General features: G+C 38.8%; 9 protein-coding genes. All 9 read right to left on the reverse strand.

The features are described from left to right. Positions 1–22 precede the first annotated feature (22 nt). The 9 genes from ACAN52_RS00455 to ACAN52_RS00495 all read right to left on the reverse strand — a co-directional run bounded on the left by ACAN52_RS00455 (position 23) and on the right by ACAN52_RS00495 (position 17,300). On the reverse strand, positions 23–709 hold the full coding sequence (locus tag ACAN52_RS00455; protein ID WP_378950558.1) for an MBL fold metallo-hydrolase: 687 nt from the start codon (positions 707–709) through the stop codon (positions 23–25). Between the two features lie 5 nt (positions 710–714). Continuing rightward, complete coding sequence (locus ACAN52_RS00460) at positions 715–1,422, reverse strand: SDR family NAD(P)-dependent oxidoreductase (RefSeq protein ID WP_378950561.1); 708 nt, start codon at positions 1,420–1,422, stop codon at positions 715–717. Positions 1,423–1,431: 9 nt separating this feature from the next. After that, entirely contained in the window at positions 1,432–1,728 is a 297-nt protein-coding gene (locus ACAN52_RS00465; RefSeq protein ID WP_378950563.1) for a hypothetical protein, read from the reverse strand. After that, the gene (locus tag ACAN52_RS00470) at positions 1,725–3,935 is read right to left on the reverse strand and encodes a glycosyltransferase (RefSeq protein WP_378950566.1); all 2,211 of its coding nucleotides are present in this window, start codon (positions 3,933–3,935) and stop codon (positions 1,725–1,727) included. Before ACAN52_RS00470 ends, ACAN52_RS00465 begins: the two co-directional genes overlap by 4 nt. A gap of 12 nt (positions 3,936–3,947) precedes the next feature. Beyond that, positions 3,948–4,238 (reverse strand): hypothetical protein, encoded by a 291-nt coding sequence (locus ACAN52_RS00475; RefSeq protein WP_378950569.1) that lies wholly within the window; start codon positions 4,236–4,238, stop codon positions 3,948–3,950. Between the two features lie 64 nt (positions 4,239–4,302). Further along, a complete protein-coding gene (locus ACAN52_RS00480; protein WP_378950572.1) occupies positions 4,303–5,040 on the reverse strand; it encodes a class I SAM-dependent methyltransferase in 738 nt (245 codons plus the stop codon). 31 nt (positions 5,041–5,071) lie between these two features. Beyond that, on the reverse strand, positions 5,072–6,790 hold the full coding sequence (locus ACAN52_RS00485; protein WP_378950575.1) for an alpha-1,2-fucosyltransferase: 1,719 nt from the start codon (positions 6,788–6,790) through the stop codon (positions 5,072–5,074). Beyond that, the gene (locus tag ACAN52_RS00490; protein ID WP_378950578.1) at positions 6,787–11,253 is read right to left on the reverse strand and encodes a glycosyltransferase; all 4,467 of its coding nucleotides are present in this window, start codon (positions 11,251–11,253) and stop codon (positions 6,787–6,789) included. The genes ACAN52_RS00485 and ACAN52_RS00490 overlap by 4 nt, the downstream gene beginning before the upstream one ends. A 35-nt stretch (positions 11,254–11,288) precedes the next feature. Next, on the reverse strand, positions 11,289–17,300 hold the full coding sequence (locus tag ACAN52_RS00495) for a tetratricopeptide repeat protein (protein WP_378950581.1): 6,012 nt from the start codon (positions 17,298–17,300) through the stop codon (positions 11,289–11,291). Positions 17,301–17,362: the final 62 nt, after the last annotated feature.

Genomic DNA, 17,362 nt, shown 5'->3' on the forward strand with positions numbered 1-17,362 from the left:
CTTTTTGATTATGAGCATGACTTTACTTTTCGAACTTATTGTATTCAGGTGGGCTGAGATGAATTTTCTGCCACCAAACCTTAGCTTCTTCTATAGGCCATGGTCGTCCATGTCCTGGAAAAAGAATCACTGATCCAATGTCCATCGCAAGCAGTTGGCTAATAGATTGTGTGATCTCCTGTACGCTTCCTCCTGGTAAATCAGTACGCCCAACATGTTCAAATAACAACGTATCACCAGTGAAGAGAACATCTCCCAAAAAATAACAAACACTTCCTGGAGTATGTCCAGGTGTTGGAATCGCCAAAATTGGACAGTTGGCAAAAGGTATGACTGGCAAATCTTCATATAAATGGACTTTATCAGGAACAGCAATCATCGCCCCAGTAAATCGTGCAGCATAAACGGGTGCCATTCTTAACAATCTTGCATCTGCTTTATGCAGATAGCACTCAACAGAGAAAATCTCACATAATTCTTTTACAGCCCCAATATGATCATGATGAGCATGGGTCAAAAGAATACCTTTGACGATTCCCTTCTGCAGATTTATTGTTTTAATAATATCCTCAGCATCACCACCTGGATCGATTAAAAGCATTTCCCTTGTCGGAATATGTTGTACAAGATAACAATTTTCTTTCCATTGAGCCCCTGTAATGATTCTAATAATCTCCCATTGGTTCATTGTGAATTGATCGGTATGCATAGACTTTACACCACCAATCCCATATGAACGACTTGTCCTGTTACACAGCTACTTTCGGGAGCCGAAAAAAATTCTACAACATTGGCAACTTCACGAATCGACAACACTCTTTTTATCGTTAATTTCTCCAAGGCTCTCGCAATAATGGATTCACCTAACACTTCAACTAAATCAGTCATAACCATTGATGGAGCTAAGACATTGCACGTAATACCCATGGGCGCCAGTTCCTTGGCAAGAATTTTCGTCATTTCAACAATTCCACTTTTCGAGGCAGAATAAGCCGCAGTCCCTTCTTCATGAAGCCCTACCGCCATTGAAGATAGAGTAATGATACGTCCACTGCGTTGCATCATCATGACTTTCGAAACTTCCCGGCACACCTGAAAAGTTCCTTTAATATTTGCATGAAATACATTGTCTAGCACTTCATCAGAAGTCATAGTTAAAAGCAAGTTCGCGGGTGCGATCCCTGCGTTACAAATTAATACATCAATGCGACCAAATTTTCTTTTTATGGATCGAATCCATGCCCGCACTTGAGCGGAATCCCCAATATCAACTTCATCATGACAATAAGCATCATTTAGAAAAGTAGTAGAACCTCTGCTGCATCCTGCTACCAGATAGCCGTGGTTAACAAAATACTCTGCCAAACCACGACCTATTCCTTTACTGGTTCCCGTTATAACCATTATAGGCAGTTGATTCATTTCAGACTCCTACTTTCCTGCCGCATAAACAATATAGTCAGCTAATTTACCAGCAGTAAGATACTGATTATCAATATTAAATTCATGAATTTCACTCAAAACTAAATATATTTCTTTCTCGGCTACACTACTGATGCGATCCTCAATATCAGTAATGAACATTACAAAAGCAATGGAATCGAGTGGTGATCCCGCGCCAAGTATCACGGTCTCTTCCTTAATTTTAATTTCCTGTTCTAACATTCCAGACCGATGTAAACTACTAAAAGCATCCTGAAGAATTTGAAAAGCAATTTCTTTTGTCATAATGATTGTCCTCCCTTATATAAATAACTCCATCCTGTCTTATACTGTAAATAACTCCATATCATATCCTCCTCGGGCCAAGAAGATATTTTTTCATATTCTGTTAAGATGGCATGTATTGCTGGTAATGAAGAATAAAGATCTTGTAAACCTTCATTCCATCCATCAATATGATCCGATTTAATCTTTTTTGCCAACTCATTTCCCACTTTATTTCGGAGGGAAACATCTTTGATTAACGCATCAATTTTTTGTTCATAGGTTAAATGATGCATAGGAAAAAGATCTTGCTCTCGCCCAAAAGATACATCATCAATTTTCAATAATTTTGCAATTTGCTTCTCAAAGCAGACGACTGGTAACCCTTTTAATCCTGCTTCCAAGGAGGCTGTCAAAGATCCGATAGAAAATGAATCCAAATAAAGATCCGCTGCACAATGAAATACATCCAAATCATACTGTGTACCCATGGCACATACTCGACCATTTGTCTGAATACGTAGTTGTCTCCACTCGTCCTCATCAGGCGGTCCAATCACCAATACTATAGCATGAGGATGTTTTTGTACTAATTCGTACAACATCTGTAAGAAATTATAATTCCCACAGGGTGTATACTTATAAGTTGCAGCAATACTTAACAATAGGACGGCATCCTCACCAATTCCCAGTTTTTCTCGTGCACTCTTTCGTGTATAGTGAGTAGCAGACTCCGCCATGGGAATGGACAGTAGCATCGAACGTGCTGTTCCTCTACGTTTTATTGTTACATCTTGCCCTGCAGGGCGAATCTCAGCAACCATATCCGCAATAAATGCACCAATCCAAAAGACATGATCAGCATGATTTAGCAACATAACAGGTGGACCACCATCGACACCAAAAGCAATACTTGGAATCACATCCCAGGGATGAATATGTAACACAATCACATCAGCCCAAGAGTATGCAACCTCTCTAAGTACCTTCGCCGTGAGAAGCAATGTCAAATTTTTTTGCCCTAAATCAAGATACCATCCTCCTGACGATTCCGCAATGTCTACAATCCATTTTGGCATCACCGGTCCAGCCCATAATGAAATGACAGAATGAATAGACTCAGAGTCCTGCTCCATCCACCGTGCTGCTAACCGTGTATGACCGCCGGTTTCATACCCCTCACTAAAAACATGCAAAACATGTCTTTTATCTCCTACCCTCTTAGGTCCATTTGTAATGGATTGCTTACAGATGGTATTCAAATTTTCTGCACAACATTTTAATATATTTTCTAGATCAGGAGAGAAAAATAGGCCTGTATGGTGATAATGTGCATCTTTCCCCGCCTTTTGTACAAGATCGGCTGCTTTTTCCCAGTCGCCAGATAACATTGCTTGTTCGGCGTCAAAAATATGTTGATTGAGTATATATTTCGAACGACTAAGTAATTTTTTTGCTAATGTAATATCATCTTCGGTAACAAGCCATTGACGTAAAAGCTCTGTTTGTTCTTCCTTATGTACTCGATCAGGTATAGGAGTTAGTTCATACACAGAAGGAAATAAATCCTTTGAATACTCATTTAAAAAAACTTGCCGATATTGTTCATAACCATTACTTATATTAGGCACTCCACTATCATGAATACACCAGGGCGTCTGTTGCTCAGGTATGCCTACTGCATAACCAGCTCGCAGAAACTCTAGACTCTGTGATATATCGTAAAAATGCCAACCTGTAAAAAGATCTTCTCGCCAAGTTATATCATATTGAGTGATCAAAATAAGTCCATCAACACATTGAACTGGCGCATAATCACCGTGAACATCATTAAATTGCAGTAATTCCATCCGATCCTTGTGAGTATCATAAGCAGTGCCATATAATTCTGTGGATTCCCACCACATCCCATTGGAAGGTAATTTCTTACAACCGATTACCCCCATCAACCCAAGATTGTCATGATTCTGAAATACTGTAATCACATCTTGAATGAAGTTTTTGTTAATAATAAAGACATCTTGATGCAAATAAACTTTATATTGGGCATCGGTAGAATGCATCGCACTATTGTACCCTTTTGTGATGGATGGAGCATGTTTAATCTGAATCTTTTGCACTTCAATTCCTTCAGGAATAATTAAGTGATCGATATACAATAATGATTCTTGATAGACTCTCTCATCATTAACACAGGTAATAAAACAAATCTTATTCTTATTCATCATGCCTCCATCATCTCACTCACCCGAAGTGGTCATCAATTCCGTCATACCCTGCTGATAACAAGCGGTCGCTACACTCTGCAACAATTCTTCTTTCTTGATCATATCTTTATGAATAATATAAGCTACATCCTTGGCTGCAATGATTTCCCCCATAATTAACTGTGCAAGTTGCTCAAGATTACGTTCTTTGTCAATATCATTTTCAATCCTTCGTAACATAAAAATGACTTCTTGCACATCAACCACTTGCTTACTGGCTGACTTTAACTGACCAGTGTCTTGGCTTTTAAATTTTTCAGTCATGGACAAAACTCCTCTTTCTGCCAAACTTCCTCACTCTATCACTTCAATGTGAACCATAACCATTCTACTGAAAATATCGTGTTTCAGTTTCTACTTTTTCCTTTGTTAACATTGTTAAAAATTGATAGGTGGATGCAAGTGGATCTTGAAGCAATTGAGAGATAAAAGCTGGATGTAAATTATATTTTTTTATATTGATTTCACTTTTATTTATGTCACGTTGCAAAAAATACAGTTTTTCAATCGTCATATCTAAATTGTGGATTAGTTGTTGCAGAGTCTGCAAAGTAAAGAATCTAAGATGGGTTTGTTCTAAAATTCCAGAGTCAACATATTCAAAATTTCCATGCAATAATGCAATTCGAATGGCACCAAATGCAATGTTGGGTACAGAGATTATAATTTTAGTTTTTAGCGAAATTCCTTTCAAAAGCTCTGTTAAAAACAGTAAGGGATCATCGATATGTTCAATCACATCAGCCAATACAATAAAATCATACTCTTCCTGTGCAATTTCATGAATCACATCTTGGGCAAAACCAATATGAAACTTACGGTAACGCTTAGAATCCCAAGCTAATTGGGCAGCCCGTTGATTAGGCTCAATCCCATCAATAATCAAGTTTTTATGTTCCGCATGTAATACATGAGCGAGCAAACCTGCTCCTGCACCGATATCCAAAACTTTAGAGCCGTCAGGAATTATTTTTGAAATTCGATTTAATGGGTTAGGTTCATCTTGTAAAACATTCATGACCATTTGCTGGTTATAAGAGTAGGTCTGATCTAACCGTTTAAACATTTGACACCCCCATATGTAATACTCTACAAAATTAACTGCGTAAGTCTGTTACGATTTCCTTAATAAATAATATTTTAGCAAATTTCTCATTGATATGTCCCTGATAACCAGATTGCCGAATTTCTTCTAATGACTGAACATCATAGCGTAAAAACAAGCGAATGAAAAAATCAATATAAACTTTCGAGAAATGATTAATTTGCAGCTTATCAAAAAGATAAAAATACTCAAATAAATTAATGGTTTTATTATTTTCGCAAATTGTTGTCATCTTTGTTTCATTGATGGCATCAATACAGATTAATGGTTGCTGTGTATAAACAAAATTCGGATTTAAACTCAGCAATTGAATATAAAAATCCAGATCCACCAACCATTTTAATTGATCATCAAATAACAAATCACACTTTCTAAAAATAACTGCACTTGGCGCACCAATAATATTAGCCAAAAATAAACGTTTAGGATCTCTATAGAGTAATTGAATTTCTTCAGTTGGAAGTATATGGCTAGAAATATAAACATCCTGTTCATAATGACGAGATGAACAAAAAGCCACCCCTGCTTGAGGATTTTGATCGAGCATCTCCACAAATGCACCTAAACTCTGTTCATCATAAAACCAATCATCATGATGGAGAATTTTAATGTATTCTCCACTGGCATGTTCCATCGCAAAATTCCAATTTGCAGGGGAACCCAATTGCTGTTCATTTTTGATATATTTAATGGTGAGCATGGAAGAAAATTCATCGACAACAGGCTTTAAACAATCATCCCGTGAGTCATCTGTGATAATGATTTCATAATCCTTAAAACTTTGCCTATCTATTGATGCTAAACACCTTTTCAATAAAGCTGGTTGACGATAAGCAGGAATACAGATTGACACTTTGGGATTTTTTCTTTCATATCCAACTGGCAAAGTAATCCATTGCTTTGGAATCAAATCCGAGATATTTGAAGTCAAATCGTTAAACCACTGCTCTGGTGCAATCACAATTTTATTCAAACTTTCGTTGAGCCACCCTCCCCACCAGCTATATGTGCTGTTGGCAATAATATTATGGCGACAGCGGCTCATGAGCCATAAATCTTCCTGACTTCCCTTCCCCCGTGTATGCTCGACGATCACACAGTTAGGTAGACTCGCAAATTGCTCCTTGCACCACTCTGTATCATCGGAAAAAATATAAAATCTAACATCTGAATTTTTTTGTCCAATGTAATGAATGGCACGTTGATAATATTCCATTCCCAAGACAGCATGATATGCGGCTTTTCCAAGATAATCACCTCGACGCACGTGAATGGCAACGGATGGCTGTTGGCTCATTTTCATGCCTAGACTCAAAGTTTCACTTGATAACGTCTGGCAGCTAGGGGTCAATTCTTGGCGAATGGTATCACTAAACTCCTGAAAGTATTGTTCACTTTGCCAATATCCCTCTGCTAAAATTACAGGTTCACGCAAAGAAAGTACTGCAGGATCAAAATTAAAATGTCGTTCTTTCCAAACAGAAATACCTTGAATCCCCAGCCTAAAACCAATTTCTTTCAATTCATCGAAGGAATGAATCAATCCTGCTTGTATATTTAATTTATCCAGTTCATAAGAACGCTGAGTATCGACCGCGTAATGGCGTAGATCCAGATATAGTTTTTTACCTGTTCGTAAAGCCAATGCCCTACCACACGCATATTGAAACATCTGATTGCCCAGTCCACCAAGTAGCTGTACTACAATCATATCAAACCTCCGCTATCATCTAGATCGTCAATCTTTTGCTGTTTCTTAATTAATTCCTCAGTCCACGTAATCTGCTCTTTGATGACTTTGGCAGGACTACCTCCAGCAATACAATTGCTGGGAACAGATTTAGCAACAACAGCCCCTAAGGCTACCACACTGTCCTTACCTATTTCCACGCCCTTTAGTACAGTCACATTTTTACACACCCAAACATGATTTCCTACAATAATATCACGCCCAAAATTCACTCTCTCCCGCGTAGTTAAATCAATCACGGAATGAGTATCGGAAGTCATAAAATTTATGCCCGAAGAAAATAAACACTCATCACCAATGATAATCTGAGTATCATCATCAGCATACTCAAAAACCGCACCATTAATGGTCACTAATTTTCCTAGTATCGCTTTGCAACCACCACATTCGTGATAAAACTTAAAATGGGTGTAAAACAAATTATTCGATTCATTAATAAAAACTTCATTATTAGAACCTGTAAAATGGAAGTAACAATTTTGTAAATTTACATTTTTACCGATCGTGACTTTATTATTACTTCCTTGGAAAGCAAAACTAACATTGGTCAGATTGCATTGATTCAATTGGATTCGATTATTAAGAATTGGCAAAAATTTCAATTCATCGACGTAATCACTATCAAGAGTAGCGTTTATCATGGATTCAATACCAAAAAAATCTCTAAATGGGATCTGGGGTATTGCCTCGCCTATCACTTTAACTTCTGCGAATAGCTTTTGTATTTTCCCTTGTTCATTTAGTTCAAAACATAAATAGTCATAGGGTACCCTGATCATTTCCCGTTCAGATTGAACCTCTATACAATCCTGTGCCAAAGATAAAATTTCATAAGACAAAGATTTTCCCCAAGGGGTAAAGTGATTGTCAACGCCTATAAAACCGACTACTTCCACACCATTTTCCTTAAAAAGTCGACAACGTTTTTCCCACGTCGATACTTCGCCAACTATAATAAGTCGCTGTGCATCCTTCTCTTTTCTTTCCTCTTTGGCAGTGTGTACCTCTTCTTGCTTTGATTGTTTGTCTAGTATAAACATCACTTGCTGATAAAGATGTTGTATACGTTCCTCTGCGATAAGAACCTGACAAACTGCCTGCCAATATCTCATCAATACAAGAGTAAATTCAGGTTCTGGATAATACAACCGTTTTGCATTAGCATTTTTTAATACAATCAGCCAATTACCTACGGCCTCAATAAATCCTAAATCGGCTGGAAATTGACTTAAATGCAATGCTCTGTGCACTAATAATTGTTCCTGGCTAGGTTCAATTCTCAATCTGTTAAGCTGCTCTACATAGACTTTTTCTGCCGTTCCAATTTGTACATCACTATATTGATGACTAACCTGTTCTTCAGAAAGCCGGTAATACAGCAATACCTCATTTATATTCGCTAAATTTTTTTCTGCAGCAAGATCAATCCACAGTTTATAATCTTCCCCATGATGATATCCTGATGAATACCGATGTTGTACACTACCAGATAAAGCATCGGCACGGAGCATGACTGTCGGATGCGCAATGGCATTATAGAATAACAATAAACATTTTAGGATTTTGCTATCTAAGGGATAACTATTTTCCCCCATGATCCTACTTTGGCTCACACCAATGGTCTCCATCCATGTTCCACAAACAGCGATATCTGGATGTTCTTGCAGATAAGTAAGCTGCTTTGCTAAACGTTCAGGCTTACTAATATCATCTGCATCCATTCGAGCAATAAATTCACCTCTAGCAACATCAAGACCACGGTTTAAGGATTTAATCAAACCCATATTATGTTCATTCTTTAGTAAGATAATCCTGGGATCATGATAAGATTGTATAATTTCTAAACTCTTATCCGTAGAACCATCATCAACAATCAAAAATTCAAAATCCGTAAACGTCTGCCCTAAAATACTCTCAATCGTCTCTCGCAAGTAAGTCTCACCATTATAAACAGACATCAAAACAGAAATGCGTGGTGTTAAGGGTCTTCCTTCTATCACCCTGATAAAATTTTCTAACATTTTTTCTTCCGTAAACAAATTAGCAGCGCGCTCATAACACTGCTCTCCGATGATCGAACAGCGTTTTCTATCAGAAGCCAACAATTCGATCATCCTAGCAAGCTCATGTACAGTATTTTCCGTATTCAAATTCGGGTCTGGCAATACAATTCCCGCATCATGTAAAATTTCTGGAATACCACCGACAGCACTGGCAATGACCGGCATTTTTTTAGCCATTGCTTCCATAATGCTTAAGGGTAAACCTTCCGTAAATGACGGCAATACAAAAATATCCGAGGCATCAAGTAAGTCGGTAATATCTTGTCGATTTCCTAGTACATGTACTTTTGACCTTAATCCTGCCTGAGTCACTATCTTTCCTATTTCTTCCTCTCGTTCACCCGAACCAGCCCAAACAAAAAACAGTTTGTCCCATACCTTCGTCCGATGCAAACGTTGTATCGCAGCCAATTGCAAATCAAACCCTTTTAATGAATCCAGCCGTGCTGCTGTAAAACAAACAACCCCTTCTTGGGGAATGCCTAAATCATTACGCAGGCGATTCCGAATCGTCATATTGCGAGGCTGAAAAAATTTAGCTGGTCGCCCAAGGTAAATAACCTCGCCCTGATCTGATGGCAAACGAAATAAACTCTCCAAGCACTCTTTACTAGCGTGACTCACAGCAATCACAGCATTGGCTTTTCGATAAATCCGTTCTCGTTCATCAAGTAACAGGGCAAATCGTTCTGCTAAAAAAGGTACTGTTGCATGTTCTACTTCAATAAAAGGTATTTTTAGCTCAATCGCCACACGTTTTGCAGCAAAATTGGAAAAAGGACAACAATCACTAAAAATAATTAAATCTGGTTTTTCTGCTGCAAAATATTTTTGAGGTTCATCCGTTTGCTGTACGGTTTTGCCAAATTCTTTAATCGTATCGTAAGCTAACCACAGATGCTTAATTCCAATGAGCTGCCGTTCTTTCACCCATGAATGTTCATTGTAGGTTTGCACAATGCTAACCTGATAACCAGCCCGGCGCAATCCCACGGTTAATGCATGATCAAAATGCGCCGCTCCGCCAAAACAAGGATCATCAGTATACACAAGTATATGTTTAGTAGCCGGCAATACCTTGTCAGTTAAAGGAATCGTCGCGAATCCATCATAGCTAGTAAGATACTTATAGGAAAAAGGTAAACTTTTATTTCCTTCTATCGTTTGTACTTCTTGACTCGGCATAATCACAAAATCCCAAACTTGCTGAAGATTGGTTTCATCTATCGAATTGCAATGCACACGTGGCAAATCTAAGAGATCCTCAATTAATTCATCATAACCCTCTTCTTTACGATACAATATGTCAACTTCTTCTTGCTTTCGATGTAGTTCCTGAATTTGTTGATAAAGATCTAGCCGTTTAGGAAAACTTTGACCACTGACCAAAATATTACGTTTCATTCGCGGCTCAAGAGTAAGGTCATATCGCGGCTCAACCATGCCATGCCACACCAAATCCAATAATTGCTGGCGTTTTTTCTCTGGCGAATGATTTGCCCAGACTTCTTGATAACCAGCTAACGCCATCTGAAAAACTTCTTGGGGGTGATCTAACAAATACTTGCTCTTATCAACTAAATCATGAAAAGAATCGTAATACAATAAGTGTTTTCCTTCTTCAAATAATAAATCCATGCCAGAATGAGGAGAAGGACGGTCTGCGAGTAGCATCCCGCCTGCAGATAAAACTTCAAAGGTTCGAAGTCCCACATTACTATTTAATGTACATTCTAAACTAATCAAAGATTGTGCATATGCTTGTAGCGCTTGTATACCAGGGATTTGCAGCACCTGCAAGGGAAATCCTTGCTGCTGTAAACCATCCAAAAAATTTTTACGTCGTGGATGAAACCGTCCTGTCTGACCAATAAACGTCATCACTTTCTGACGTTTTACCGCAAAAGGCATTTCTCTTGCTAACGCATTGAGTCCTGGCAACCAAAATATATTTTTACATCCTGCCTCACGAAAAAAATGCAAATGATGCCGATTATCAAAGGCCACTAGAAAATCCCACGGTTCAGACTTAGCATAAGCTATCACTCTTTCAATCGGTCTGTCCATATGATGTGTATCTGCAATCAATAATACCTTCGGTCCTGAAAAACATCCTAGATTATATGGCTGGGCTACACAACTGGAATCTGCCCAAACAACAATCATATCAGGCTTTTGATGAGCAGGTAGCCTATCAATGACTACCTTTATATCAAATCGTCCTGCTGGAGTCTGAATATGAGTATAACCATGTTCAGAGTGTCTCGTCGGCCAATTCGGACCACAAACAACCTGCTCATCAGATAAAACAGCACAACCAACATAGTGCTCGCTCGTATGAGTGCAGTACAAAATACGCATCGTTCATTCCTCACTTACATGAATTATCGGTTTTCTTATTTGCTTAGGCATTCTTCCCACATACTACGATATTGCTGCTCTAACTCTCGCGTAAATTTAATTCCGTCCAAAAGAAGAGAACTAGGCAGCTGCTGACTCAGTTTTTCACGTACTCGTCGTAAGCCTTCTACATCAGTTGCCAAATTTACCGCAAGCTCAATATATTCCCTTTCATTGCTGGCAATCAATTCTGGCAGACCCGAGTAGTGTAGTAAACTGGTTCCTACCCTTGACACGTGACTATCACCAGTAAGGGTTATAACTGGCACTCCCATCCACAATGCTTCACATGTCGTCGTTGTGCCATTATAGGGAAATGAGTCCAAAGCAATATCAATTTCTTGGTACATATCCATATGACTACTATGATTGAATTGATACCCTTGCAAGATAATACGCCCTGAATCAACGCCTTGTGCTGCAAAAAATTCTTTGATTTGTACCTGCACAACCTGATCGGCATGCCCAATTGATTTTAGAATAAGCCGAGAATTGGGCACCCTTCGAAGAATATGACACCAAACATTGAGTACCTGAGAAGTAATTTTCGTTAAATTATTAAATGAACCAAAGGTCACTCGTCCACCATGCTTGGTATAAGGCAGGATGAGTTGTTCTGAACGAGCTACTTTCGGTGAGTAACTCAAAAAACAATTGGGCATTCGTATAAGTTTTTCCGTATAAAACTCCTGAGTCATACCTATCGGATCAGCATAGTGATCTGTAATCCGATAATCTATGGCCTTCATCCCAGTTGTATTGGGATATCCAAGCCAAGTGACCTGAATTGGTGCAGGCTTGTGAGCAAACATGAGTAACCTATGACCTGCGGTATGACCAGACAAATCGACCAAGATATCAATGCCCTCTTGGTGAATGTGCTGCGCTACTACCTCATCACGCAATTGACTAATATCTATCCACTGGCTTGCCAAGCTTTTAAACTGCTGTGAAACAGCATCCAGCACGTTTCCATTATTATATAAAAACACTTGAAAATTAGCGCGATCATAATGTTGCAAAACAGCCTGCATGAAATAGGCTACCGAATGTTCCCGAAAGTCAGCAGAAACATAACCAATTTTTAGTACTTTATTAGTTTTAATCACTGTTGGATAAGTAAAATATTGTCGCAACGCATTAGCATGCCGCTCCCCCCAAGCACAATGTTCTTGAAAAATGACTTGATGGCTATAGGTTGGCAAACAATTCAATGTGGATAATAGATTGCTATGGTTTTCAATTAAAGTCGGGTTAAGCTCTGTGACTCTACGATAATACTCTAATGCTCTTGTGCTATTACCACTCATCTTATAGGCAAATCCCAATCCTTGCAGAATTCCTGTATCTTGAGGATAAACGGTCAAACCTTTTTCCAGCAAGGTAATCGCTTGGCTGCATTTACCACATTGAGTAAAAAAATCACTGACTTCACAAATAAGATCCTTCGATTCTCCTGATAATTGCAAAGCCTGCTGATAAAGACTACTAGCTCTATCAGCCTGTCCCAAGCTTTTATAGCCACGTGCCAAATTAATATTAACGCCTAGATGATAGGGCCTAAGGTTATACGCCTGTTCCAAATAAATTGTTGCCTGCTGAAGATCATATTTTTTTTGATATAATAATGCCGCATTATACAACGCTTCAAAATAACCAGGATCGATACCTACAACTTGCTTGATGAGTGAAATACCGCCTTCAAGATCTCCCCTTTGCCCCATAATCAATCCCAAACCATGTAAGGCAACAGTTTCCTGTGGTTTTAGTTGAAGGACTTTTTCATAAAATACCTTGGCACTGGCAAAGTCACCAGCTGCTAGTGCAGCATTACCTTGTACTAATTCGTGTTCTAATTCCTTCACATCAAAGCTTGCACTGCTATCGTCAGGTAAAACCTCACCCATCCTATTTAAGTGTCGTTTCCACAATTTATGATATGTACCTTCAAGATTCTTAGTAAATGCTCTAGTCTGCATGAGGGGTGATGCCAACATTCGTGGGCGGAGTTTTTCCCTAATTTCTGTTAGCTCCCTACGATCACTTGCTAATGCTACTGCAATAGCCACATATTCATCAGCAGTAACGGCAATACACTCTGCTAGTCCCACATTTGATAGCAAACTCACACTCACTCGTGATACATGGGCACTGCCAGCCAATGTAACGACGGGAACTCCCATCCACAGTGCCTCACAAGTCGTAGTTGTTCCATGATAAGGGTAGGTGTCTAAAGCAATATCCACCAAATGGTATTGTGCTAAATGTTCCTGATAAGAAGGGATTTGGCCAAGCATAATAATTCGTTCATTTTCGATCCCCATAGCATGGAACATCTCCAATGTCTTTTCTCTAACATAGGCATCAGCAAAGCCACTTGCTTTAATCAATAAACGAGAATGATCAACACTGTTTAAAATCTGTCCCCATAGTGAAATCACTTGATCTGATACTTTATTAAAATTATTAAAAGAACCAAAAGTGATATATTTTTTCTGCAAACAAGGTAATTCACTAACAGGCGGGCTATCTACTCTTGGAAGATAGCACAAAAAAGAATCCTTCAAACGTATCAATTCTTCTGAATGAAAGACCTCTGTCATCCCTATTGGATCAGCATAATGATCCGTAAAGCGATAGTCCATAGCAGCAAGTCCCGTAGTATTTGGATAACCAATCCATGTAATTTGTACAGGAGCTGCCTTTCTCGCAAATACCTGCATACGATTATCAGCCGTATGACCAGCTAAATCTACCAGAATATCAATCTCATCTTTGACAATCAATTCATAGGTCTGTTCATCGGTCAAACGTGAAATATCTTGCCAACTATCAACTAGATTCCGAATTCTAGCCGTAGCCCCATCTGGAAATTTGACATCCGAATATAACACGACTTCAAATCTTTGTCGATCATACTCTTGCAAAATTCCCTCAATAAAAAAAGCAACTGAATGATTACGAAAATCAGGCGATACATATCCAATTTTCAGTCGTTGCTCCCTTTGCCCCTTATCTCGCTTTTTAACAGGCAAGGAACTCCCTGGGTATAATATAGATCCATGACAACGATCCCACTGAAGATGTTCCTCATAGATCGCCTTTGAATCGATAGGATCTAAATAGGCCAATGCCAACAGAATGTTGCTATGTAATTTTGCCATATGAGGATTGAGCTGAAGAGCCTTACGAAAATTCGCTAAGGTTTCTGCAGCTTTCCCCTGTTTGGCTAAACAACTGGCTAAATTGCAATAGGTAATGGCTTCATCAGGCTGAATTTCCAGTGCTTTTTCATAAGTTTCAATGGCTCTTGTGACATCGCCTGCTTCGGTAAACAAATTTCCCAACGTATTTAATAGATCAACTGCAGTTGGCATAATCACTAAAGCTCGTTCAAGATACTCTTGTGCCTCTTTGCGCTGCCCTCTCCCTTTATAAACACTGCCTAAGCTTCGTAAAGCTTCTAGGTTGTTGATATCAATCTTTAAAATTTCCTTTGACCATCGAATCACTTGTTCCCAATTACCATTTTCCTGACAAAGTTGTAAAAGTTGCAAATAAGCCGACAGATAATCGGATTGAATTTCAACCGCTCTTTCGAGAAGTTGCACAGCCTCATTCTTCTTACCATTACTTCTAAGTAATATTGCAAAATTATGTAAAAGAGCATGGTTTTGTGGGTTAAGTTCAACAGCCCTTTGATAATGCTCTACGGCTTCTACGGACTGACCTACATGATGTAAGATAGCCCCTAAACTAGCATGGGCTTCTGGATGATTGGGTGCTAAAGCAATCACTTGCTGATACGCAGTGATAGCTTCCTGCCATTGCTGTTTATCTTTAAGATTGGTAGCAAGTTGATAATAAGCCATCACATTGAACGAGTTGCTTCTCAATTCTTTCGTAACAGCTCCTCCTTCAATCCTTTGTCTGATCCGCTGCCCATCCGTTGCAGGATTTGCAATTAGCCATTCTTGCCACATTTTTTTATACTCTATTTCAACATTGTTTGCCATATCCTTCCCATTAAGTAATGGTGATGCACTCATTTTTTGTCGTAAACCTTGACGTAAGGCAGCTAAGCGGGGTAAATCATTTACCAGATTGACAGCAAGATGAATATAGTCCCCTGGACTACTGGCTATCATCTCTGGTAAACCAACATTATGCAGCAAACTAACGCCTACACGTGATACATGACTTTTACCAGCCAAACAAATAACAGGTACCCCCATCCACAACGCATCGCATGTCGTCGTCGTCCCATGGTAAGGGAAGGTATCAAGAGCAATATCCACTTCATTGTAGTAATCGAAATGTTCTCGTATATTGCTACATCTTTCAGCAAAAATAATACGTTCTTCAGAAATTCCATGATCCTTAAACATGGATAGCAAATGCTGGCGTACACCGTCATCACCCAAGCCACGCGCTTTTAATAACAAACGTGAAGTAGGTACCCCTTGCAAAATATAACTCCATAATGCAATCAATGGCTGTGTTATTTTAGCTAAGTTATTAAAGGATGCAAAAGTGACAAACCCTTTTGTCAATGCGGGAACTTGCGCAGGCTCGGCAATATCCTGCCGTGGCGTATAACACAAAAAAGTCTGTGGCAGCCGCAAGAGTCGCTCCGTATGCAGCATGTCCGTTTCCCCTATCGGGTCAGCTATCGCATCGGTAAAACGATAGTCAATCTGAGACAATCCCGTAGTATTCGGGTAACCAATCCACGTAACCTGCACGGGTGCCGCTTTGAGGGCAAATAACGCTAAACGATTTTTTGAGCAATGACCAGCCAAATCAACTAGAATATCAATTTCATCCTGTCCAATCAACGCTTTTGCTTCATCATGGGTAAGATTTGAAATATCACGCCAACCATCAGTATGATTATGTAATCTAGCCGTTGTTTCATCAAAGTAATAAGGATGAGCACTATATAGAAAAATTTCAAAATCCTGATGATTATGATTGATGAGTACAGCTTCAAAAAAATACATAACCGAATGGCTATAAAAATCAGGGGATACATAACCTATCTTTAGACGACGGCCTGATATCCGTTCATTCGGAAAATCACTTGCTGATGCTACTACAGGAAATTTTCTGCCCCATTGTTCATGTTCAGCAAATATCGTCTGTGGACTAAAAGGTAAATAATTCATTGATAATAAAATATTACTATCAATGGCTGTTATTCCATCAGTATTAACCATTTTAGCTTTTTGATAAAACTCTAATGCTTGGTCAGCTCGCCCCTGTGACAAATAGGCATGTCCCAAATTATTGAGTAAAACGCAATTCATAGGTTGTTTTGCTAAAGCTTGTTCTAATACCCCTCTGCCTTCAGTGATACGCCCTCTGTCTAATAAAAGATTTCCCAAATTATTTGCCGCTTCAATCATTTCTGGGATAAGTGCTAATGCTTGTTGATAAACATGAATGGCTTCATCCCAACGAGTAAGCTTTTCATAGGCAAGACCTAGAAAATTATATGCTTTAGCGTTATTTGGCTCATAAGCAATTGCCATCTTTAAGTGAATAACAGCTTCTTCATAATTACCTTGCCGCTCATATAATGACCCTAGGTTACAAAGTGCTTCCACATAATCAGGTTTCATCTTGATAGCTTTTTGATAGGCAACTACCGCTTCCCCATTTCTACCTAGCTTTTCAAGAGCCACAGCTTTATTATTATATAAAATCCCATCATTAGGATTTTGTAGTAATGCAGTTTCAAAAGAGGTCAACGCCTCTTTATAATTTTGTTTTAGAAAAAATACGCACCCCAATAGGTATAAGACTTGAGAATTTTGTGAATAATTTTGTTCAAGATGACGCAATAGCCCCATTGCCTCATCAAGCTTGCCATCTTGTAAAAATTGTTTGACTTGTGCGAAATCGCGCTGTTCTTTTCCGACCTCCTGCACCTGACCATGTGCAGGTAGTTTAGTGTGCGATTGATTTTGTTGCTTCTTTTTTGCATTTTTAGTAGCTCGTTTCATCGTCTCCCCCTAATCAACCTGCGAATTTTATCCCACGTTACTAATACATATTCTACAAAGAT

This window comes from Pelosinus sp. sgz500959 (assembly GCF_042610375.1).
Classification (GTDB): Bacteria; Bacillota; Negativicutes; order DSM-13327; family DSM-13327; genus CTSoil-075.